Source organism: Phocaeicola sp. (assembly GCF_048170425.1).
GTDB lineage: Bacteria > Bacteroidota > Bacteroidia > Bacteroidales > Bacteroidaceae > Phocaeicola.
Genome location: NZ_DBEXBB010000041.1, coordinates 1 through 22,693 on the forward strand (window position 1 = coordinate 1; position 22,693 = coordinate 22,693).

General features: G+C 49.0%; 15 protein-coding genes. 7 read left to right on the forward strand and 8 right to left on the reverse strand.

What is annotated here, in order from left to right:
• The first annotated feature begins 127 nt into the window (after nucleotides 1-127).
• Nucleotides 128-1,438, forward strand: a complete 1,311-nt coding sequence (locus tag ACMJ0U_RS01530) for a TlpA family protein disulfide reductase (protein ID WP_417127724.1) — start codon at nucleotides 128-130, stop codon at nucleotides 1,436-1,438.
• Nucleotides 1,439-1,578: 140 nt separating this feature from the next.
• Here the strand turns inward: ACMJ0U_RS01530 and ACMJ0U_RS01535 are convergent, their stop codons facing one another.
• The 4 genes from ACMJ0U_RS01535 to ACMJ0U_RS01550 all read right to left on the reverse strand — a co-directional run bounded on the left by ACMJ0U_RS01535 (nucleotide 1,579) and on the right by ACMJ0U_RS01550 (nucleotide 9,044).
• The gene (locus ACMJ0U_RS01535) at nucleotides 1,579-2,853 is read right to left on the reverse strand and encodes a DEAD/DEAH box helicase (RefSeq protein WP_417127726.1); all 1,275 of its coding nucleotides are present in this window, start codon (nucleotides 2,851-2,853) and stop codon (nucleotides 1,579-1,581) included.
• 124 nt (nucleotides 2,854-2,977) lie between these two features.
• Complete coding sequence (gene serB / locus ACMJ0U_RS01540; protein WP_417127727.1) at nucleotides 2,978-4,210, reverse strand: phosphoserine phosphatase SerB; 1,233 nt, start codon at nucleotides 4,208-4,210, stop codon at nucleotides 2,978-2,980.
• Between the two features lie 124 nt (nucleotides 4,211-4,334).
• On the reverse strand, nucleotides 4,335-6,386 hold the full coding sequence (gene htpG, locus ACMJ0U_RS01545) for a molecular chaperone HtpG (protein ID WP_417127728.1): 2,052 nt from the start codon (nucleotides 6,384-6,386) through the stop codon (nucleotides 4,335-4,337).
• Between the two features lie 120 nt (nucleotides 6,387-6,506).
• A complete protein-coding gene (locus ACMJ0U_RS01550) occupies nucleotides 6,507-9,044 on the reverse strand; it encodes an ATP-dependent Clp protease ATP-binding subunit (RefSeq protein ID WP_417127752.1) in 2,538 nt (845 codons plus the stop codon).
• A 244-nt stretch (nucleotides 9,045-9,288) separates the two neighbouring features.
• Here ACMJ0U_RS01550 and gyrA point away from each other — a divergent pair, with 244 nt between their 5' ends.
• The 4 genes from gyrA (at nucleotide 9,289) to ACMJ0U_RS01570 (ending at nucleotide 15,328) form a co-directional block, all read left to right on the forward strand.
• Nucleotides 9,289-11,835: a DNA gyrase subunit A gene (gene gyrA, locus ACMJ0U_RS01555; protein ID WP_417127730.1), complete on the forward strand. Its 2,547-nt coding sequence runs from the start codon at nucleotides 9,289-9,291 to the stop codon at nucleotides 11,833-11,835.
• Between the two features lie 48 nt (nucleotides 11,836-11,883).
• Nucleotides 11,884-13,101, forward strand: coding sequence for a tetratricopeptide repeat protein (locus ACMJ0U_RS01560; protein WP_417127731.1), 1,218 nt, complete (start codon nucleotides 11,884-11,886; stop codon nucleotides 13,099-13,101).
• Between the two features lie 232 nt (nucleotides 13,102-13,333).
• Nucleotides 13,334-14,161, forward strand: a complete 828-nt coding sequence (locus ACMJ0U_RS01565; RefSeq protein ID WP_417127753.1) for a helix-turn-helix domain-containing protein — start codon at nucleotides 13,334-13,336, stop codon at nucleotides 14,159-14,161.
• A gap of 93 nt (nucleotides 14,162-14,254) precedes the next feature.
• Nucleotides 14,255-15,328, forward strand: coding sequence for an alpha/beta hydrolase (locus tag ACMJ0U_RS01570; protein ID WP_417127733.1), 1,074 nt, complete (start codon nucleotides 14,255-14,257; stop codon nucleotides 15,326-15,328).
• Between the two features lie 58 nt (nucleotides 15,329-15,386).
• On the opposite strand, the gene ACMJ0U_RS01575 is transcribed toward ACMJ0U_RS01570, so the two are convergent.
• Entirely contained in the window at nucleotides 15,387-16,298 is a 912-nt protein-coding gene (locus ACMJ0U_RS01575; RefSeq protein ID WP_417127734.1) for a helix-turn-helix domain-containing protein, read from the reverse strand.
• A gap of 169 nt (nucleotides 16,299-16,467) precedes the next feature.
• Here ACMJ0U_RS01575 and ACMJ0U_RS01580 point away from each other — a divergent pair, with 169 nt between their 5' ends.
• Entirely contained in the window at nucleotides 16,468-16,686 is a 219-nt protein-coding gene (locus ACMJ0U_RS01580; protein WP_417127735.1) for a hypothetical protein, read from the forward strand.
• A gap of 14 nt (nucleotides 16,687-16,700) precedes the next feature.
• Nucleotides 16,701-17,807 carry an aldo/keto reductase gene (locus ACMJ0U_RS01585; RefSeq protein ID WP_417127736.1) on the forward strand — a complete coding sequence of 369 codons (1,107 nt, stop codon included), beginning with the start codon at nucleotides 16,701-16,703 and terminating at the stop codon, nucleotides 17,805-17,807.
• Between the two features lie 72 nt (nucleotides 17,808-17,879).
• On the opposite strand, the gene ACMJ0U_RS01590 is transcribed toward ACMJ0U_RS01585, so the two are convergent.
• From ACMJ0U_RS01590 to lon, 3 genes are read right to left on the reverse strand one after another with little or no spacing between them, the layout of a single operon-like run.
• Nucleotides 17,880-19,055: an LptF/LptG family permease gene (locus ACMJ0U_RS01590; RefSeq protein ID WP_022053961.1), complete on the reverse strand. Its 1,176-nt coding sequence runs from the start codon at nucleotides 19,053-19,055 to the stop codon at nucleotides 17,880-17,882.
• A gap of 18 nt (nucleotides 19,056-19,073) precedes the next feature.
• A complete protein-coding gene (gene tgt, locus ACMJ0U_RS01595; protein ID WP_417127738.1) occupies nucleotides 19,074-20,204 on the reverse strand; it encodes a tRNA guanosine(34) transglycosylase Tgt in 1,131 nt (376 codons plus the stop codon).
• Nucleotides 20,201-22,684, reverse strand: a complete 2,484-nt coding sequence (lon, locus tag ACMJ0U_RS01600; RefSeq protein ID WP_417127739.1) for an endopeptidase La — start codon at nucleotides 22,682-22,684, stop codon at nucleotides 20,201-20,203. Before lon ends, tgt begins: the two co-directional genes overlap by 4 nt.
• Between the last annotated feature and the right edge of the window lie 9 nt (nucleotides 22,685-22,693).

Sequence of the window (22,693 nt, forward strand, 5' to 3'; positions counted from 1 at the left end):
AAATATATGGGTCTTTATGCATAACGGTCTGAAAATTACCACAAAAGTAAATTCAAATCCGTTCTCCCCAAAATCTCCTATAACAAATTGAATTTCAATAATTTCAAAGAAATTCTATGATTTTTTAGTGGACACTAATGACAATGCCTGGATTCCTTTCTATGCTGAACCGGGAGATACGATCACTCTTTATCTTGATTGGGAGGACCTTATGGCCCGCAGTCGGGCGCGTGACCATAACTATCCACTTGTTCACACTGCCTACATGGGGAAGAATGCGGGTTTGTCATACCTTGCCATGATGCTGAGCGGGCACTTCAATTATTCCTATGACAAACTGGCTCAGGCGCAGAAAACACTGACGCCGGCCCAATTTCAAGAGCAACTGACGCCTGTTGTCACTCAATGGCAGGAGCAGGCCGACTCGCTCAGTTGTCTCTATGCTCCCTCACAGAAAGCTGTTTCGTTGATACATAACCAGGTGAATTTACAGGCGGGATATACGTATCTGGAGTTCCAGTTAGCCCGCAATTACTATGCACAGAAAGATACCACCAATCAGGTTCTGAAAGTGCAGCCTGATGTTTCCTATTATAAGTTCCTGAAAGAAATGCCCTTGAATGAGCAGTCTGTACTGGCTAATGCCAATGTGGGCTCTTTCATCAATCGGTTTGAATTCATGGACCCGCTCGCACCTGCTTACAACATTCAGATAGAATTACAGAGCGATGAAGATTTCAAGGCGTTGTCTGAAGATGAAAAGAAGTTACACTTGCAACTCAAAATGAGTGAGGTAAAGGATAGTATCGTCAACAGTCTGTGTGGTGTCTCTTCGTCTTTGTTTTGGCAGATAGCCTGTGTGCGTAACTTGCGCTATGTCTTGTCTGAAGTGCTGAAGCGGCGCCAGGATGCTGAAATATTTGTCAGTCAACTGGAAAAGACCGTAAGTCACCCTTATCTGCGAGCTACGGTTCGTGAGATGCAGAAAACGTTATATCCTGTAACGAAGCAAACTTCGTATCGGCTGCCTGAAGGAAAAGCTACCGACATTTTCCGCCGTATCATTGCACCCTATGCGGGCAAGGTGCTGTTCGTGGATTTCTGGGCTACTACTTGTGCTCCCTGCCGGCAGGGTATACAAGCCACGGCAAAGTTGCGTGAGCAATATCGCAATCATCCCGGATTCCAGTTTGTTTACATCACGAGCGAAGCAGAATCTCCAGAGAAAGCTTATGCGGAATATGTAGAAACGCATTTGAAAGGTGAAGCTTGTTTCCGTCTTACGGATACGGAATACAAGTATATGCGAGAACTCTTCCAGTTTAACGGTATTCCTCATTATGTGGTGGTAGAGAAGGACGGAAGTATTTCAACGGAGGAGGTTAGAACCCATAATCTGGCAGACTTTCTGAAGACGCGTTTTGAGGATTCACATTAAGAAATTCCGCTAATAACTATAGGAGAGTGGGCTTTTCCAGGGCGGTTGCAGAACCTCTTACAAGAAAAGCCCGTACAAGTTTTGTGAAAATTAAAGGCTTGTACGGGCTTTTCTTGTGCTGTCAGGAAGGTGTGTGGCAATCAGTTCTTAACCGTTCTTTCTCCTTGTTTTTTTGCTTGGTTCCCCCCTTTCTTTTTCCATCCGCTTTTTTTGTTGCGGGAGAAGTTTTTCACTTGTTTGCCTCCTTCTTTTCTAGAGGTGCGGGGAGCATATACCGGACCTTCGCCCAGTTCTTCAGGTACGGGGAGTTTGTAAATGTCTTTTCCTAAGAATGTTTCGATTTGCTTGAAACGGGTCTGCTCGGTTTCACTTACAAAAGTGATGGCACATCCGTCGTTATTGGCACGGGCTGTACGTCCGATGCGGTGTACGTAGTCTTCGCTGTCATGCGGCACGTCGTAGTTGATGACCAGGCGGATGTCGTCGATGTCGATACCACGGGCCACGATGTCGGTAGCTACCAGGATGTCGATGCGGCGGTTGCGGAACTCGTGCATGATTTCCTCACGCTGGCTCTGCTCCAGGTCGGAGTGCATTTCGCCCACATTCAGCTTCATGCGTTTCAGGGCCTTGGTCACCTCTTTCACCTTCAGTTTGGAAGAAGCAAAGATGATAACACGCTCCGGTTGCTGGGACTGGAACAGCGATTGGATGATGCCCAGTTTCTGTGCCTCGTAGCAGATGTAAGCGGCCTGAATGATTTTTTCCGCCGGCTTGGATACGGCCAGCTTCACTTCCACCGGATCGCGGAGAATGGTCTTGGCCAGTTGCTGGATTTTGGTCGGCATGGTGGCAGAGAACATGATGGTCTGCCGTTCTTTCGGAAGATATTTGACAATCTGCATGATGTCGTCCGAGAATCCCATATCGAGCATACGGTCCGCTTCGTCGAGGATGAAGAAGGATACTTTCGACAGGTCCACATAACCTAAGCTTAAGTGGCTGATCAGACGTCCCGGAGTAGCGATTACCACATCCGCTCCCAAAGTCAGTCCTTTCTTTTCCTGCTCAAAACGGATACCGTCGTTTCCTCCGTACACCGCCACGCTTGACACCGGCATGAAATAGGAGAAACCCTCCATCTGCTGGTCAATCTGCATGGCCAGCTCACGGGTGGGCGACATGATGATACAATTGATGGCATCCTCCGGATAACCTCCCTTGCTCAACTGGTTCAACACCGGAAGCAGGTAGGCCGCCGTTTTTCCCGTACCTGTCTGGGCCACGCCAATCAGGTCCTTTCCTTCCAGGATGACAGGAATGGTGTGTTCCTGCACGGGTGTACATTCCTGGAAATTCATTGCGTCCAAGGCATCGAGTACGCTATCTTCTAAGTTCAGTTCCGAAAACTTCATATATCAGTGTTAAGTATTTGTTTCTTTAGTTTTTGAGTTTGTAAGTTTATAAATTGTGTCGTTTCACTTTCACTTAAGAACTCAAAAACTTATAAACTAATAAACTCGCTTGCTTATCTTTTCATCATAATTTGCCGCGTTCGTCCAGATAGGAATCCTTGAATCCCAGGAAATACAGCACTCCGTCCAGTCCGATGGTATTGATGGCCTGTTGCGCATTGGCCACCACCTTCGGCTTGGCATGGAAGGCGATTCCCAGCCCTGCCGTAGAAAGCATGGGCAGGTCGTTGGCTCCATCGCCCACGGCAATTGTCTGTGCGATGTCCACATTCTCTACCTGTGCCAGCAGGCGGAGCAGTTCTGCCTTTCGTTTTCCGTCTACGATGTCACCTAAATAGCGGCCGGTCAGTTTTCCGTCTACGATTTCCAGCTGGTTGGCATACACATAATCAATGCTGAATTTCTCTTTCAGGTAGTTGCCGAAATACGTGAAACCTCCCGAAAGAATGGCAATCTTGTATCCGTAGCGCTTGAGTACATACATCAGGCGTTCCACTCCTTCGGTAATCGGGAGATGTTCGGCAATGTCGCGCATTACGCTCTCATCCAGTCCTTTGAGCAGGGCCACCCGTTCCTTGAAACTTTCGCAAAAGTCGATTTCGCCACGCATGGCTCTTTCCGTAATGGCCTTCACCTGGTCGCCCACACCAGCCCGTATGGCCAGTTCGTCGATAACCTCCGTTTCAATGAGTGTGGAATCCATATCAAAGCAGATGAGCCGGCGCATACGGCGGTACATATTGTCTTGCTGGAACGAGAAGTCCATGCCCAGTGATGCACTGAGCTGCATGAGCTGGCTTTGTAGTTCTTCACGGTCTTTGGGTGTACCTCTCACCGAAAATTCAATGCAGGCCCTCACGTTCGCTTTTTTCTCGTCCAGAGGAATACGTCCGGTCAGACGCCGGATACCGTCGATGTTCAGTTGCTGCTCTGCCAGAATCTTGGTGGCACCGGCAATTTGTTGTGCCGTAAGCTTTCTGCCCAGCAGGGTCAGAATATAGCGGTGTTTTCCTTGCAGGTTCACCCATGTCTCGTATTCCTCGTCGCTAATGGGGTAGAAGCGGATGTTGATACCTAAATCTGAAGCCTTGAAAAGCAATTCCTTCATGATATTTCCAGAATCCTGGTCGGAGCATTTGAAAAGGATACCCAGTGATAGGGTACTGTGAATGTCAGCTTGTCCGATGTCCATAATGTCTACCTGGTATTTAGACAATATGGCGGTCACCGATGCGGTCAGCCCCGGTCTGTCCACTCCGCTGATACGGATTAATATCAATTCGGTTTTGTTTTCCATGGTTACGTCTTTATGTTATAGTTTCGCAAATGTACAAATTATCTTCTATCCACTTGCATAAAAGATAAAAAAAAGCCATTCCTGCATACCTGCAAGAATGGCTTTCCCTATTTTGAGGGGTAAATTAAATCATTTCTACGCTTCGTTTTACAAAGTTGGTCAAGGCTTCTCCTTTCAGCATGTTGTTTTGCAGCAAGGCCAGGTCGATGAGTTGGTGAACCACTTTGTTGCCGGCAGCATAACCGTTCAGGATGTTTTCCTTTTCGGTTTTTTGCGCTTCAATCTTCTTTTCTACATCGTTCAGTTCGTCTTTTTCGGCGGTCGGGATTTCTTCCTCTTTCTTTCCTTCCTGTGCTTTCTGGAGCTCGTTACGACGGAGAGTCAGCATGGCGATTTCAGATTCTACCGGTACAAGTTTTTCTGCACAAGCCGTTTCGGCATCGCTCAATACCTGCTTGATCAGACGGTGGTCGCTATTCAATACCAGATTGAACATGTCAGGCATTTCACCATAGAAACTCATGCCCGGCTGGATGCTGGCCATGTCTTTCATACGGCGCATGTATTCGGCCTGTGTGATGACAATCGGCGCATTGTTTTCGCCCAGCGCGTGTGCTTCTACGTGGAATTCCGTTTTCTTTACCTTCGGCATCTGTCCCTTGAACAAAGAACTGAGCACTTCCTGCTTGTCGTGAGGAAGTTCTTCGCCCTTTTGGTCTTCTTTCACAATCAGGCGGTCTACGATGTCGCTATCCACACGGGTGAAGTGACTCTTTTCGAACTTCTGTTCCAGCATGTTGATCATCGGTACGTCCAGCTGGCCGTCCATGAGCAATACGTTGTAGCCTTTGTTCTTGGCCGCATCGATATAAGTGTACTGTTCGTCCAGGTTGTTGGCATAGAGGTAAATCAGACTACCGTTCTTGTCGGTCTGATTATCCTTAATCAATGTCTGGTATTCTTCGAAGGTGTAATACTTGTTGTCTGTATCCTTGAACAAAGCAAACTTGGAAGCCTTTTCATAGAAATCTTCCTGAGTCAGCATGCCGTAGTTGATGAAAATCTTCAGGTCGTCCCATTTCTCTTCAAATTCCTTACGGTCGTTCTTGAAGATAGATTGCAAGCGGTCGGATACCTTCTTCGTGATGTAAGTAGAAATCTTCTTCACGTTCGAATCGCTCTGCAAGTAAGAACGAGATACGTTCAACGGAATGTCCGGAGAATCGATGACACCGTGAAGCAGGGTCAGAAAGTCGGGCACGATACCTTCTACCGAGTCGGTCACATATACCTGGTTGCAATACAACTGAATCTTGTTACGTTGCAAATCGAGGTTGCTCTTGATTTTCGGGAAGTAGAGCACACCAGTCAGATTGAACGGATAGTCCACGTTCAGGTGAATCCAGAACAACGGTTCGTCGGCCATCGGATACAGGTCACGGTAGAACTTCTTGTAATCCTCTTCCTTCAAGTCCGACGGTTTCTTGGTCCAGATAGGACAAGTGTCGTTAATCAGGTTGTCTTCTTCCGTTTCTACCTGCTTGCCGTCTTTCCATTCTTTCTTTTTGCCAAAGGCTACCGGTACGGCCAGGAAGTGACAATACTTGGTGAGCAAGCCCTGCAAGCGAGATTCTTCCAGGAATTCCTTGCAATCTTCATCCACATGCAGGATGATGTCGGTTCCACGGTCGCTACGTTCTGTTTCTTCGAGGGTAAACTCAGGACTTCCGTTGCAGCTCCATTTCACGGCCTTGGCGCCTTCCTTGTAAGAACGGGTCACGATGTCTACCGTCTTGGCCACCATAAAGGCAGAGTAGAATCCCAGACCGAAGTGACCGATGATGGCATTGGCATCGTCCTTGTATTTTTCCAGAAAGTCATTTGCTCCTGAGAAGGCAATCTGGTTGATGTACTTGTCGATTTCTTCGGCCGTCATACCCAGACCACGGTCGCTGATGGTGATGGTACCGTTTTCCTTGTCTACCTTTACACGTACCGTCAAATCGCCCAGTTCACCTTTAAAATCGCCCGTAGCGGCCAGAGTCTTCAATTTCTGAGTTGCATCCACCGCATTGGAAACCAATTCACGGAGGAAAATTTCATGGTCGCTATACAAGAACTTCTTTATGATGGGGAATATGTTTTCTGTTGTAACCCCGATATTACCTTTTTGCATATCTCTTTGTTTTTTTATGATTGTTCGAATAAAATTTTTTCCAGTCCTTACACAAAAAAAATGCCAGATACGTTTGTACCTGACATTTTGTCTGTATGCCGAAATTCTGTCAGAATCCCGTTACGCTTTTTCTATTTTCATTTCTACTCCGTCGCCTTGGTCGTTCATGTACACATGCAAGGTATCGCCTGTCTGCGGTTCTTCGTTGATAATCAGCTCTGCCAGTCCGTCTTCCAGATGGTTCTGGATGGAACGTTTCAACGGGCGGGCACCGAACTGTACGTCGTAGCCTTTTTCTGCTACGAAACGTTTGGCCTCCTGGTCAAGCAGGAGATGGAAACCACAACCTTCGATACGCTTGTAGAGTCCCGCCAGCTCGATGTCGATGATTTTCTCCAGTGAAGCAATATCCAGCTGGTCGAAGGTCACGATTTCATCCAGACGGTTGATGAATTCAGGAGCAAACGATTTGTTCAAGGCCTTGCGAATCACGCTGTTGGCATGCTCTTTTTCGTTTTCTCCGGTCTGTGCCGTGAAGCCGATGCCCTTGCCGAATTCCTTCAGCTGGCGCGTACCGATGTTGGACGTCATGATGATAATGGTATTCTTGAAATCCACGGTCCGTCCCAGGCTATCCGTCAACCGGCCTTCGTCCATCACCTGTAACAACATGTTGAACACGTCGGAATGAGCCTTCTCGATTTCATCCAGCAATACGATAGAGTAGGGATGACGGCGCACCTTCTCTGTCAGTTGTCCGCCTTCTTCGTAGCCCACGTATCCCGGAGGAGCTCCAACCAGACGTGACACGGTGAATTTCTCCATGTATTCGCTCATATCGATACGGATAATGGCATCGGTAGTGCCGAACATGTTCTTGGCCAGCTCTTTTGCCAGGTGCGTCTTTCCTACCCCCGTCGGTCCTAAGAAAAGGAACGTACCGATAGGCTTGTTCGGGTCCTTCAGTCCCACACGGCTTCGCTGGATACTTCTTACCAGTGTCTCTACCGCCTTGTCTTGTCCGATAACCTTCGAAAGCAGTGCCTGCTTCATGCCCTTCAGTCGTACACCTTCCGCTTGCGCCATGCGTTGCACGGGCACACCCGAAATCATAGAAACCACTTCCTCTATCTGCGGTGCGTCTACTGTCTCCCGGTTGTCCTTCAACTTCTCCTTCCATTCATTTTTCAGGCGTTCCAATTGTTCCGTATACTGGTTCTCGCGGTCACGGAAACTGGCGGCCAGCTCGAAGTTCTGCAAGCGAATGGCTTCATTCTTATGTTGTTGTGCTTCCTCAATCAATCGCTCCTGCTCCTCAATTTCCCGAGGTACGGAGATGTGGGTGAGGTGGATGCGAGAGCCCGCTTCGTCCAGGGCGTCGATGGCCTTGTCGGGGAAATAGCGGTCGGTTACATAGCGGTCGGTCAGGCGTACGCAGGCCTCCAGCGCCTCGGCCGTGTAAGTCACGTTATGATGCTCTTCGTATTTATCCTTGATGTTCTGGAGAATCTGCAACGTTTCTTCAGGTGAGGTAGGTTCTACCAGTACCTTCTGGAAGCGGCGTTCCAGTGCTCCGTCTTTTTCGATGTTCTTGCGGTACTCATCGAGGGTGGTGGCTCCGATGCATTGGATTTCTCCACGCGCCAGTGCCGGCTTCAACATGTTGGCCGCATCCATGGAACCGGCTGCTGAGCCGGCTCCCACGATGGTATGTATCTCGTCAATGAACAGAATGATGTCAGGGTGTTTCTTTACTTCTGTCAGAATGGCACGAATGCGTTCTTCAAATTGTCCGCGATACTTGGTTCCGGCAACTACTGCCGTCATGTCGAGCGAAACGATACGCTTGCCGAATAAGGCACGTGAAACTCGTTTCTCCACTATACGGAGCGCCAGACCTTCGGCGATGGCCGATTTTCCCACGCCCGGTTCGCCAATCAGAATGGGGTTGTTCTTTTTGCGCCGACTCAGAATCTGTGCGATACGTTCAATTTCTTTCTCACGGCCTACCACGGGGTCGAGTTTCCCTCCTTCGGCCGCCTTGGTCAGGTCGATACCGTAATTATCAAGGTAAGGCGTACCACCATCCGCTTGTTTTTGTTCAGTCTGAGTGGCCTGACGGTTGGCAGAAGAGCCGAAGCTATCGTTGTTCTTATCTGCGTTTCCGCGACGTCCGATGCCTTCCTCTTCTTCGTCGTCATTGAAATCCAGCCCGTCAAGAGGAGCTTCCTCCTGTTTCATACGGTCTATTATCTTTTTGTAAGTTACGTCGTTCTTTTCCAATATTTTATATGCGTTATTCTGGTTGTCTCTCATAATGGCCAATAAAACATGAGGGGTATCTACTTTTTCGTCATTCATCAGCTTGGCTTCCAGTTTGCTTAGTATCAGTATTTTGGAGGCCTCTTCGCTGAATGAGATGTCCTGCGAATAATTCTCAAGTATGGACTTCTTCCGTAATTGTATTTCCAGTTCGTTCTTGATATCTTTCAGATTCAGATAGAACGATTTCAATATTTCGGCAGCTTTACACTCTTCATCACGCAAGATGCCCAATACCAGATGTTCTGGTTCGATATGGTCGTTCTGAAGGCGGTTGGCCTCCTCTTTCCCGTAGACGACGATGTCAGACACTTGTTGTGTAAATTCGTTGCTCATCAAATTCATATCTTCTCCAATCGTTTATATTCAAAATGGCTTGCAAATATACATTATTATAAAGACTCCTCATCAAGTCTTTCTTTCTATTTAACAAAATGCGTGCCACATTTCCTGCAAGTGTCTCCAAATGGAGGCCTATACGTATTTTTTGGTGGAAAAGTTTTTGTATATCCGCTAAAAGTCGTACTTTAGCATGGTTTTTCACAAGCCTTGAAAGGAAGTATAATTAATAATGTATTAAATGCAAGAACAAGACAGAATTATAAAAATCAACATCGAAGAGGAAATGAAGTCGTCGTACATTGATTACTCCATGTCAGTAATCGTGGCACGCGCCCTCCCTGATGTAAGAGACGGATTCAAGCCGGTTCACCGCCGTATTCTTTACGGAATGATGGAACTGGGAAATACATCCGACAAACCGTATAAAAAAGCGGCCAGAATCGTAGGTGAAGTACTGGGTAAGTATCACCCTCACGGCGACTCGTCTGTGTATGGCGCCCTGGTGCGTATGGCACAGGACTGGGCGATGCGTTATCCGCTGGTAGACGGTCAGGGTAACTTCGGTTCTATCGACGGTGATAGTGCCGCTGCCATGCGATATACGGAGGCTCGTCTGAAGAAGATTGGTGAGGAAATGATGCAGGACCTTTACAAGGAGACCGTAGACTTTACCAACAACTTCGACGATACGTTGCAGGAACCTACCGTTATGCCGACCCGCATCCCGAACCTGCTGGTGAACGGTGCTTCGGGTATTGCTGTAGGTATGGCTACCAATATGCCGACACATAACCTGCGTGAAGTCATTGACGCTTGCGTGGCATACATCGATAACAATGAAATTGACGTAGACGGCCTGATGCAGTATATTAAGGCACCCGACTTCCCGACCGGAGGATATATTTATGGTATCAGCGGTGTGCGCGATGCCTACGAAACCGGACGCGGACGTGTGGTAATGCGTGCCAAGGCCGAAATCGAATCGCATCCTACACACGACAAGATTGTAGTGACCGAGATTCCGTACGGTGTGAACAAGGCGGAGCTGATCAAGAGCATTGCTGATTTGTCGAACGACAAGAAAATCGAAGGTATTTCGAATGTGAACGACGAGACCGACCGCGAAGGTATGCGTATCGTCATTGATATCAAGCGTGATGCCAACGCCAGCGTAGTGCTCAACAAGCTTTACAAGATGACTATGCTTCAGACTTCTTTTGGTGTGAACAACGTGGCCTTGGTTCATGGTCGTCCGCGTCTGCTCAACCTGAAGGAACTGATTAAATATTTTGTGGAACACCGTCATGAGGTGGTAATCCGCCGTACGCGTTACGACTTGCGCAAGGCCAAAGAACGTGCGCATATTCTGGAAGGACTGATTATCGCTTCGGACAACATTGATGAAGTAATTCGCATCATCCGTGCCGCCAAGACTCCGAACGAAGCTATCACGAACCTGATGGCCCGCTTCAACCTGAGCGAAATCCAGGCACGTGCCATTGTAGAAATGCGCTTGCGCCAGCTTACCGGACTGATGCAAGATCAGCTTCACGCTGAATATGAAGATCTGATGAAGCAAATCGCTTACTTTGAGGAAATTCTGAGCAACGAGGAACTTTGCAAGAAGGTCATCAAGGACGAACTGCTCGAAGTGAAAGAAAAATACGGTGACAACCGTCGTTCGGAAATCGTATATGCTTCGGAAGAGTTCAATCCGGAAGATTTCTATGCCGATGACGAAATGGTCATCACCATCTCGCACATGGGATACATCAAGCGTACACCGCTTTCTGAGTTCCGTGCACAGAACCGTGGCGGCGTAGGCTCGAAAGGAAGTGAAACCCGTAACGAAGACTTCATCGAACATATCTATCCGGCTACTATGCACAACACGCTTCTGTTCTTCACGCAGAAGGGTAAGTGCTACTGGCTCAAGGTATATGAAATTCCGGAAGGTAACAAGACTTCGAAGGGGCGTGCCATCCAGAACTTGCTGAACATAGAGGCAGACGATGTGGTAACGGCTTACTTGCGTGTGAAGAATCTGAACGACACGGAATTCATCAATAGTCACTATGTGCTCTTCTGTACGAAGAACGGTGTCATCAAGAAGACGTTGCTCGAACAATATTCCCGTCCGCGCCAGAACGGTGTGAATGCCATTACTATCCGCGAAGACGACCGTGTGATTGAAGTACGTATGACCAACGGGAACAACGAAATCGTGATTGCCAACCGCAACGGTCGTGCCATCCGTTTCCATGAAAGTGCGGTACGCGAAATGGGACGTACGGCTACTGGTGTACGTGGTATCACACTCGATGAAGACGGTCAGGATGAAGTAATTGGAATGATTTGTATCAAAGACCCTGAAACGGAGACCATCATGGTGGTATCTGAAAATGGTTACGGTAAGCGTTCGGACATTGAAGACTATCGCAAGACTAACCGTGGCGGAAAGGGTGTGAAGACGCTGAACATTACGGATAAGACTGGAAACCTGGTAGCTATCAAGTCGGTAACCGACGAGAACGACCTGATGATTATCAACAAGTCGGGCATCACCATCCGCCTGAAGGTTGCTGAAGTACGTATCATGGGACGTGCCACACAAGGTGTGCGCCTGATTGACCTTGAAAAGCGCAACGACCAGATTGGTTCCGTATGTAAGGTAGCTTCTGAAAACGAAGAAGAGAAGATTCAGGATGAAGAAACTCCGGCACTGGACATCCAGCCAGCCGACGGAGAAAACATTCAGCCCGCCGACGGTGAACCGAATGAATAATCCGGACAAAAACTAACTTGAATATTTGTATTACTAAATTTAAACCTTATGAAAAAAGTATTATTCTCAGCCGCTTTGTTCTTTACTGCATGTGCTGTTTCTGCTCAGGAAAGCGTGGTAAAGGAAGCAAAATCTGCCAAGAGCGATCCCGTGAAGGCAGCAAAAATCATCGAACCTGCTTTGACAGATCCTTCTACTGCCAATGATCCTGAAACATGGAAGCTGGCAGGTGATTTCCAGAAGTCTATCTATGACGATGAAAACATGAAACTGTATTTGCCGGGAGGGAAGGCTGATACCGCCAAATTGTATAACAGCTTGGCTAAAATGTTCGAATATTACACGAAGTGTGACGAAGTAGAACAGGCTAAGGTGAAGAGTGGCGAATTGAAGAAACCGAAACTGAGAAAGAAATTGGCTAAGACTTTGGCTACTGTACGTCCTCAGTTGACAAACGCCGGTTCGGACGCTTACAACGCAGGTAACTATGCCAATGCCCTGAAGTTCTTCGGCCTATACGTAGATGCTCCGCAGAATGCATTGTTTGAAGAAGAAGCAGCCGTGAAGAATGACACCCTGACTCCGCTGATTGCCAATTATGCAGCCCTTGCCGCTAACTCATTGAAAGACAATGCAGCCGTAATCAAATACGCTACTATTGGTAAGGAACACAAAGAAGAAGGTTACCGTTCACTGATGTGTCTGGCAGAAGCTTACGGAAAAGGTGAGACTCCTGACTCTGCAAAATGGTTGACTACTATCCAGGAAGGTGTAGAAAAATTCCCGTCACAGGAATACTTCATCGGTAACCTGATGGATTACTACATCCAGAAAGGTAAGATTGACGAAGGTCTGGCTCAGATGGATGCCGTACTGGCTAAGAACTCTACTCCGTACTTCATGTACGTGAAGGGTGTGCTTCAGTATGAAAAGAAAGATTATGAAGGTGCCATCGCTACATTCAACCAGATTATTGCGGAAGGTAAAGACTTCGTAGCTGAAGCTTATTCTAAGATTGGTGACTGCTCATTCTTCCCGGCTCAGGAAATCGTAGAAGAAAACTCTAAGCTTTCTATGGACGATCCGAAGTATGCTGCCAACGAAGCAAAAATCAAGGAATTGTATGAAAAAGCTCAGCCTTTTTATGAAAAAGCAAAAGAAGCTAAACCAGACAACCGTCAGTTGTGGGGTCAGTACCTGTTGAACATCTACTGGAAGCTTGACAAGGAAAAATACAACGCTCTTGAAAAAGAATTGGGTTACTAATATATAATAAGGTATACGGACTGCCCGTCTGAGGCGAGTGGTTTGCAGACCTTGGGAAACCCTGAAGAAAGAAACTCCTTTGCGTGGCCGGAACGGTGCCCGCAAAGGAGTTTTTGTTTTGCCCCGCCGTGATGATAGCCGGGACATTTTTATTTGTATCTTTGTGCCGGACCCTATTCACGAAAATGAGAAGAAGATGATAACAGAACCTACAACCTCACGCCATAACCCCATGAAAGTCATATTCAATTACCAGAATGTGTTTTTCAGCTTTTTCTATGACGATGCCGATGCGTGCGTGCACCGTTCCAGGGAATATGCCATGAACTATGTCCTGTCGGGCGAGATGGTGCTCGACGACGGGCACCGGCAGATACACGTGGGAAAAGGAGAGTGTGTGTTCATTCCGCGCGACCATCGTGTGACCATGTACAAGAAAGCCTCGGGCGGAGAGCAGTATTGCGGGATTTACATGTGCTTCACCCGTTCCTTCCTTCGGGAGATGCACGGAAAGTATACCCGCCACACGGACAAGGCAGAGCCCGTGGAGAAGTTCGTGCTCGGCGTGATGAAGCTCCCACCTTCGGCCGAGATTGAGAGCCTGTTTGCTTCGATGACTCCTTACTTCAATCCGGAAGTGAAACCGCAGGACGACGTGATGCAACTGAAGTTGCAGGAAGGATTGCTGGCCCTGCTTCATATCGATAAGCGCTTCATGACTGCGTTGTTCGACTTCAGCACACCGTGGAAGATGGACATTCTTGACTTCATGAACGAGAACTACATGTACGAGTTCACCCTGGAGGAGCTGGCGCATTACACGGGCCGTAGCCTGGCCACCTTCAAGCGCGACTTCAAGAAGGTGAGCGAACTGACACCCGAAAAATGGCTGATTCGCAAGCGCCTGGAAGTGGCCTATCACCTGCTGAAGGAAGAACGGCGGAAGGTGGTCGACGTCTATGCGGAGGTGGGCTTCAAGAACCCCTCGCACTTCTCTACGGCCTTCAAGAAACGCTACGGCATCCCGCCTACGGCACTGGCCGCTCCCTCGTGCATTTGAACTTTTCAGAAACGATATTTGAGCCTCACGGAAATGTCTCTGTGGGGCTTTTGTGTTATTTTTGCCTTCGTAGAATAATAGAGTGATAACTATATGGATATATTGTGGAAGACGTTGTGCGCGGCATCGGCGGTCTGGCTTCTGACTACGGGCAGCCTGCTTGCCACAACGGACGGTTTAAAATCGGAGATGAAGATGGAAAAGAGTTTGAATTTGACACACGAATGGGACAAGGTGTTCCCGTTGAGCAACAAGGTGAACCACCGGAAAGTGACTTTTACCAACCGCTATGGCATTACGCTGGCGGCCGACATGTACGTGCCCAGGCAGGCCGAAGGAAAATTTCCGGCCATTGCCGTGAGCGGACCCTTTGGGGCGGTGAAGGAACAATCGTCGGGCCTGTATGCCATGATACTGGCTGAGCGAGGATTCCTGACCATTGCCTTCGACCCCTCGTATACCGGTGAGAGTGGGGGCGAACCTCGCTATGTGGCTTCTCCGGATATCAACACGGAGGACTTCTGTGCGGCGGTGGATTTCCTTTCTACCTGCGAACAGGTGGATGCCGACCGTATCGGAATACTGGGCATTTGCGGATGGGGAGGCATGGCGCTGAATGCGGCGGCCATCGACACGCGCATCAAGGCTACCGTCACCGCTACGATGTACGATATGAGCCGGGTGAATGCCAACGGCTATTTCGATGCCATGGATGCCGATGCGCGCTATGAGCTTCGCAAGCAGCTCAACGCCCAGCGTACGGAAGACTACCGCAAGGGCACGTATGCGCTGGCAGGAGGGGTGGTAGACCCGCTTCCCGATGATGCACCCCAGTTTGTGAAGGACTATTACGGATATTACAAGACCCCGCGCGGCTATCATAAGCGTTCGCTGAACTCCAATAACGGGTGGAACAAGACTTCTTCCTTGTCGTTTATGAACATGCCCATCCTGTCGTATAGCGATGAGATACGTAGTGCCGTGCTCATGATTCACGGAGAGAAAGCCCATTCGCGCTATTTCAGTGAAGATGCCTTCAGGAAGCTGAAGGGCGACAACAAGGAGTTGCTGATTATTCCGGGAGCCAATCACGTCGACTTGTACGACCAGCTGGATGTGATTCCTTTTGACAAGATTACGCATTTTTTCCAGACGTACCTGAAGTGATATACGATGTGTCTCTGCGGTGCGTACAAAGACGAGAAAAGCCCGGTTGCCGAGTTCATCAGCAGTCGGTTTTTTTCTGTATCTGCCTGAGATAATCAGTAGGGGTATATCCGCAGAATTTCTTGAACATGCGGCTCAGGTGCTGGGGGTAGTCAAAACCTAGTTCGTAGGCCACTTGCGAGATGCTTGCCCCGCTGGCGAGTTCGTTCTTCACTCGCTGGATGAGGTCCTGGCGGATGTAGTTGCTGGCCGTGTCTCCGGTCATCTTCTTGATAAGGTCGCCGAAATAGTTAGCCGACATGCATAGCTTGTCGGCACAGTATTGCACGGTGGGCATGCCCGAGGTAAGCTGGATTTTCTCTTCGTAGTAATCGCGCAGCAGCTGGTCGAATTTCATGAGAATGTCCGAATTGGCAAGCTTGCGGGTGATGAACTGGCGGTTGTAGAAACGCTGGCAGAAGTTCAGCATCAGTTCAATGTAACCTGTAATGATGGCATCCTGAAGCCCGTCGTGCTTTTTCTGGAGCTCATCTTTTATCTGGCGCATCAGCGAAACGAAGATATCGTGTTCCTCGTCGGTCATGTGCAGGGCCTCGTTCACGCGGTAGTCAAAAAATGAATACTTCCTGATATGCTTCTCCAGTGCCGTGCCCTGCAACAAATCGGGGTGAAAGAGCAAGGCCCATCCCGTCAGGTTGACCAGCTCACCATTGTCCTCTTTTCCTCCTATCTGTCCGGGAGCCACACAAATGACGGTTCCTTCCTTGTAATCGTATTTGCCGCATCCGTAGTCCAGGTCGATGTTCGCCTCATCGTGAAAGAAGATGCCATACACGCTGTAGTTGTTCAGACTATGGCGTACGGGCGACACCTCTGCATAGTCAATGACGCTGACTAGCGGATGCGTGTCCGTGTGCCCCAGCCACTGGCTATAGTCGCCTACGTTCTTAATTTTTAAAATCTTGCTCATGTGTTTCCGTGTGTCGGTTTTTGACGTTCATACACAAAAATACATTATCTCAGCCAATTATCCGCATGCGAATGTGTAAAATCAGTAAAAACGGTACGACCTTCCGATTTATTGTTACAGCCTTCTGGCGGTGCTACGGTAATTTTGCTGTATCAAGGAACAAGAAAAGATGAATAATAATCCAATGGACATTCCTGCCGATTTATACGAGGATGAGGTGGTCTGTTTCATGGCAGACCGTTATCATACCACTACGGAAAGAGTGGTACAATGCTTTTTAGTGCAGGAGGACGAAATTATCGCACACGAAAAGGAAAGTTTTCCTTTCCAACTGACGGATAACGAAATGGAAATATTACGAGGACTGATGAGTCGTTGTGGCTCATAAAAAGGATTCAGATTATGGATAGAAGGGATTTTTTGAAGATGTCGTCTGTAGCCGCTTTTTCCGCGGTATGTGCATGGACAGGTGTATCGAAGGTCTTCTCCCAGTCATCAGATGGTAAAGGCAAGTTTGTACGCGGAGATATGGAGCATCGCAATCTGGGGGGACTGAATGTATCGGCTATCGGGCTTGGCTGTCTTCCCATGGTAGGCTACTATGGCGGACGGTATGAAAAGAAGGATATGATTGCCTTGATTCGTCGGGCTTATGATCAGGGAGTTACTTTCTTTGATACGGCGGAGGTGTACGGCCCTTACACCAGTGAGGAGTGGGTAGGCGAGGCACTTGCTCCTTTTCGTGAAAAAGTAAAAATTGGTACGAAGTTTGGTTTCGGGGTGGAAGAGAAGCAACCCACGGCCTTGAATAGCCGGCCTGACCATATTCGTCGGGCAGTGGAAGGTTCATTACGACGTTTGCGCACGGATCACATAGACTTGCTTTATCAGCACCGTGTAGACCCGAAGGTGCCGATGGAAGAGGTGGCAGGTACGGTAAAGGAACTGATGCAGGAAGGAAAAGTTTTGCACTGGGGCTTGTCGGAAGCCAGTGCGCGTTCTATTCGTCGGGCACATGCCGTTTGTCCGCTTTCGGCCGTACAGAGCGAGTATGCCATCTGGTGGCGGGAACCGGAGACCAAAATATTTCTTACGCTGGAAGAACTGGGTATCGGTTTTGTGCCTTATTGTCCGTTGGGACGGGCCTTCCTCACAGGGGTGATTCATGAAGGAAGCCGTTTTGAGAAACCCGACCGGCGGGCCACATTGCCACAATTCACTCCTGAAGCCTTGAAACATAATATGCCGCTTGTGTCACTTGTGCGTAAATGGGCAGAACGCAAGAATATTACTCCGGCTCAGTTTGCCTTGGTATGGATGCTTTCGCGTAAGTCATGGATTGCTCCCATCCCCGGCACAACGAATCCGAACCATCTTGATGATTTCCTAGGGGCGGCTCATGTGCGGCTCACAGCTTGCGAGATGGAAGAATTTGACAAGGAGTATGCACAAATAGACCTTATGGGGCATCGTGCCGACCCGTTTACCGAGAGTCAGATTGACAAGTAAAAGGGCGGTGTACGAAAACAGCATCTCCTCACAAACCCATGAACCGTGGTGATTTGTGAGGAGATGCTGTTTTTATTTCGGTGCCTTGCGGTAGAGATAAATCGCAATGAACAGATACAGTATGTTCGGAATCCACACGGCCAAGTTCGGATGCGCGTTTCCGTTGATGGCGAAGGTGGACGAGATGGTCTGGAACAGGATGTAGGAGAAACTCAGTCCGATACCGATTCCCAGGTGGAGCCCCATACCTCCTTTCCGTTTTTGTGACGAAAGCGAGAGTCCGATGACTGTCAGAATGAAGGCCGCGAACGAGGTGGCGATGCGCCGGTAGTATTCCACTTCGAACACCTTGATGTTGGCGAAGCCTCGTTGTTTCTGCTTGTCGATGTATTCCCGGAGCTGGGGACTGGTCATCGTTTCCTGCTGGCCGCGCGTGATGAGGAAGTCCTGCGGTTCCATGTTGATGATGGAATCCAGACGGTCGCCACGGGTGATGGTTTCACGCATGCCCTTCATTTCACGAATCATGTAGTCCTTGATAATCCAGCGGTGCACGGTGGTGGTGTCGTACGTAATGCGGCGGGCCGTGAGGTGTGATACCAGCTTGTGGTCTTCAAACTTGTCGAGCGAGAAGCGGTAAGCCGTCTTGTTGTAGTCCTCGTAGCGCTCCATGTAGGCAATTACGCCTGTGTCTACCTCCAGCTGGATGTTGCGTACGTAGTCCGCCCGCTTCTTGTTCTTGTACACCTGCTCAAACTTCAGTCGGGTGACGCTTCCGGTAGGAATCACCTCAGTGCTCAGCACGTAGGTGACCAGTGCGATGATGGCGGCCGAAATCATGTAGGGCACCATCAGGCGCTTGAAGCTCATTCCGGTAGAGAACATGGCAATAATTTCGGAGTTCTCTGCCAGCTTCGACGTAAAGAAAATTACGGCAATGAATACGAACAACGGACTGAAGAGGTTCGTGTAATAAGGAATGAAGTTCAGGTAATAGTCGAAAATGATGGCACTGATAGGTGCCTTGTTGTTGATGAAGTCGTCAATGTTCTCATTGATGTCGAACACCACGGCGATGGAGATAATCAGGGCGATGGCAAAAAAGTAGGTGCCCAGGAACTTCACAATGATGTACCTGTCCAGCCGTTTCAACCATTTCTTCTTGAACGGATTTCCTTTTAAATTTTTCAGTTGTTCCTTTCCAGCTTGCAAGTAGGAGCGGAACAACTGGAACACGTTGTGTTTCATACTTATCGTAAACTACAATTACAATCGGGTAGATAAACGTTTCACCATGGCCGGTTTCCAGGTAGAGAAATCGCCGGCGATGATGTGCCTGCGGGCTTCACCTACGAGCCAGAGGTAGAAGGCCAGGTTATGGATAGAGGCAATCTGCATGGCCAGCAGCTCCTGTGCGTGGAACAGGTGGCGCAGGTAGGCACGGCTGTACATCGTGTCTACGTAAGATGCTCCGTCGGCTTCGATGGGTGAGTAGTCGTTCTCCCATTTCTTGTTGCGCATGTTCATGATACCGTCTTTGGTAAAAAGCATGCCGTTTCGTCCGTTACGGGTCGGCATCACGCAGTCGAACATGTCTACACCGCGTTCGATACCCTCCAGAATGTTGACTGGAGTACCTACACCCATCAGGTAGCGGGGCTTGTCTTTAGGCAGAATCTCGTTGACCACCTCAATCATCTCGTACATCTTCTCGGTAGGCTCACCTACGGCCAGTCCGCCGATGGCGTTACCGTCGGCATTCTTCGAGGCGATGTATTCGGCCGACTGGCGGCGCAAATCAGGATATACGCATCCCTGTACGATGGGGAAGAGCGACTGGTTGTAGCCGTACTTGGGCTCCGTTTCGTTGAAGCGGGTGCAACATCTGTCCAGCCAGCGGTGAGTCAGCTCCATAGACTTCTTGGCATAATTGTAGTCGGAAGTACCGGGGGCACACTCGTCGAAGGCCATCATGATGTCGGCACCGATGGTACGCTCGATGTCCATCACCCGTTCGGGAGTAAACAAATGCTTCGAGCCGTCAATGTGGGAGCGGAATTCCACACCCTCTTCGCGCAACTTGCGGATGCCGGAAAGAGAGAATACCTGGAAGCCACCGCTATCGGTCAGCATCGGACGGTCGAATCCGTTGAATTTATGGAGTCCGCCAGCCCCCTCGATGATATCCAGTCCGGGGCGCAGGTAGAGATGGTACGTATTTCCCAGGATAATCTGAGCCTTGATGTCATTCTTCAGTTCGTGAAGATGCACACCTTTCACCGTACCCAGTGTGCCTACCGGCATGAAAATAGGGGTCTCAATCTGCCCGTGGTCTGTCGTAATCAGACCGGCGCGGGCATTCGATTTGGGGTCCGTATATTGTAATTCAAATTTCATTGTGCCGGGTTTTCTTTGTTCTTTTCTTCTTTGATGGTAAAGTCGATGGCATCGGCCACTTTTTCGTCGGTCAGAGCCAGGCGGAGCACCTCCTTGATATCTTTCACGTAGTGGAAGGTCATTCCTGTGAGGTACATCGGCTGGATTTCATTGATATCCTTGCGGTTTTCCTCGCACAGGATGATGTCCTTGATTCCGGCACGTTTGGCCGCCAGGATTTTCTCGCGGATACCGCCTACGGGAAGTACCTTTCCGCGAAGGGTGATTTCGCCCGTCATGGCCAGGTTGGCTTTCACCTTACGCTGGGTAAGCGCAGAAGCCAGTGAAGTGACCATGGTGATACCGGCAGAAGGCCCGTCTTTCGGAATAGCTCCTTCCGGCACGTGGATATGGATGTTCCAGTTGTCGAAGATACCCTCCGGCAAATCCAGCAGGTGGCTGTGCGCTTTCAGATACTCCAGTGCCAGCATGGCCGATTCCTTCATTACCGAACCCAGGTTACCGGTCAGGGTCAGTTGTCCCTTTCCACGGCTCAGGCTGGTTTCTACGAACAGAATCTCACCACCTACGGCCGTCCAGGCCAGTCCCGTCACTACGCCGGCATATTCATTGCCCTGATATTTGTCGCGGGAATATTCCTGTGCACCGAGGAACTTCTCGATGTCTTTCGGTTTCAGTTCGTGGGTTTCGGTAAACTCATCGCTGGCAATTTCCAGTGCGATTTTACGCATTACCTTGCTGATTTTCTTTTCCAGCTCACGCACGCCGCTTTCACGGGTATAGTTTTCGATGATGTATTCAATAGCCGCCTTGCTAAACTTCACGTGTTCCTTCTTCAGACCGTTCTTCTCCATTTCTTTCGGAATGAGGTGACGGCGGGCGATTTCAATCTTTTCTTCGGTGATGTAACCGCTTACTTCAATCAACTCCATACGGTCGAGTAACGGAGAAGGGATGGTACTTAGGTTGTTGGCCGTAGCGATGAACATGATGTTGGACAAGTCGTAATCAATGTCTACGTAATTGTCGTGGAACGTGTTGTTCTGTTCCGGGTCGAGCACTTCCAGCATGGCCGAGCTTGGGTCACCGTGGCTATCGCTGCTCAGCTTGTCAATCTCATCCAGGATGATGACTGGATTAGACGTTTCCGCTTTAATCAGGCTCTTGATGATACGTCCTGGCATGGCACCTATGTACGTCTTGCGGTGACCGCGGATTTCGGCTTCATCGTGCACGCCACCTAGCGACATACGTACGTATTTCCGTTTCAGAGCCGTAGCGATGGAACGTCCCAGAGAAGTTTTTCCTACTCCCGGAGGACCATAAAGGCAGATAATCGGCGACTTCAGGTCACCTTTCAGCTTCAGCACGGCCAGATGCTCCAGAATACGTTCTTTTACCTTCTCCAGTCCGTAGTGTTCCTTGTCAAGTATCTTCTTGGCATTCGGAATGTCGATGACATCCTGCGTGTACACGCCCCATGGAAGTGAGAGCAATGTCTGAAGATAAGTCAGTTGCACGTTATAGTCGGGCGATTGCGGGTTGATGCGTTCCAGTTTGGACAATTCACGCTCGAAAGTCTCTTTCACTTCCGGTTTCCAGTGTTTCTTTTCTCCCTTCTTGCGAAGTTCGTCAATCTCGTCGTCCTGACCGTTGCCCAGCTCATCCTGAATGTTCTTGATTTGTTGCTGGAGGAAGTATTCACGTTGCTGGCGGTCGAGTTCCTCGCGTGTACGCATCTGTATGCTCTGCTTCAAGGTGGCCAGCTGAATATGCTTGTTCAGCAACTGGATAAGGCGGTACAAACGGTCTTTCAGGTTGTTCACCTGTAGCAATTCGTATTTCTCGTTGACAGGGAACGGAAAGTTGCCGGAAATGAAGTTGACCAGCACTTCGTTGTTGTCCAGATTCTTCAAGGCGAAAGACGTGTCGGGCGAAATCTCATCGGACAATTCAATTACCTTGGCACTCAATTCCTTGCAAGTGTCAATCAGTGTCTTGAATTCATCGGATTTCTCGTCCTTCATATCCTCTTCAATCACCGAAACCTTACCCTTCAGGAAAGGGCGAGTAGAGGTGATTTCTTCCAGCTGCACTTTCGGACCGGTGGCCTGAAGGATAGCCGTAATAGTTCCTCCTGGCATTTCGAACACACGGAGCACTTTCCCAATTACGGCAATGGGAAACAAGTCCTTCTGCTTGGGTGAATCTACCTCACTTGCTATCTGTGTGGTGATAACGATAGGCTCTTTGCTCCGAAGTGCCTGGTTGACTAATTTTAATGTGGGTTGCCGCCCTACGTTGACAGGCATGACAATAGAGGGAAATATCATAAGGTTGCGCAGGGGCATGACGGGCAGTTCTCCCGTGAGGTCGTCCGTTGCATTGTCTACCGGAAGCGTTTCAATTTCTGCCATCATCGGAATGTCGTTACCTTCTGCACTTACCAGAATCTCGTTGTTTTTTGTCTTTTTTACCATACTTGTTTT

Excerpts from the sequence above, each read along its gene's own strand:
- ACMJ0U_RS01565 (WP_417127753.1), top strand. The coding sequence starts at position 13,334 with ATGAAAGTCATATTCAATTACCAGAATGTGTTTTTCAGCTTTTTCTAT.
- ACMJ0U_RS01550 (WP_417127752.1), bottom strand. The coding sequence starts at position 9,044 with ATGAGCAACGAATTTACACAACAAGTGTCTGACATCGTCGTCTACGGG.
- gyrA (WP_417127730.1), top strand. The coding sequence starts at position 9,289 with ATGCAAGAACAAGACAGAATTATAAAAATCAACATCGAAGAGGAAATG.
- ACMJ0U_RS01535 (WP_417127726.1), bottom strand. The coding sequence starts at position 2,853 with ATGAAGTTTTCGGAACTGAACTTAGAAGATAGCGTACTCGATGCCTTG.
- lon (WP_417127739.1), bottom strand. The coding sequence starts at position 22,684 with ATGGTAAAAAAGACAAAAAACAACGAGATTCTGGTAAGTGCAGAAGGT.
- ACMJ0U_RS01575 (WP_417127734.1), bottom strand. The coding sequence starts at position 16,298 with ATGAGCAAGATTTTAAAAATTAAGAACGTAGGCGACTATAGCCAGTGG.
- serB (WP_417127727.1), bottom strand. The coding sequence starts at position 4,210 with ATGGAAAACAAAACCGAATTGATATTAATCCGTATCAGCGGAGTGGAC.
- ACMJ0U_RS01590 (WP_022053961.1), bottom strand. The coding sequence starts at position 19,055 with ATGAAACACAACGTGTTCCAGTTGTTCCGCTCCTACTTGCAAGCTGGA.
- ACMJ0U_RS01580 (WP_417127735.1), top strand. The coding sequence starts at position 16,468 with ATGAATAATAATCCAATGGACATTCCTGCCGATTTATACGAGGATGAG.
- tgt (WP_417127738.1), bottom strand. The coding sequence starts at position 20,204 with ATGAAATTTGAATTACAATATACGGACCCCAAATCGAATGCCCGCGCC.
- ACMJ0U_RS01560 (WP_417127731.1), top strand. The coding sequence starts at position 11,884 with ATGAAAAAAGTATTATTCTCAGCCGCTTTGTTCTTTACTGCATGTGCT.
- htpG (WP_417127728.1), bottom strand. The coding sequence starts at position 6,386 with ATGCAAAAAGGTAATATCGGGGTTACAACAGAAAACATATTCCCCATC.
- ACMJ0U_RS01585 (WP_417127736.1), top strand. The coding sequence starts at position 16,701 with ATGGATAGAAGGGATTTTTTGAAGATGTCGTCTGTAGCCGCTTTTTCC.
- ACMJ0U_RS01570 (WP_417127733.1), top strand. The coding sequence starts at position 14,255 with ATGGATATATTGTGGAAGACGTTGTGCGCGGCATCGGCGGTCTGGCTT.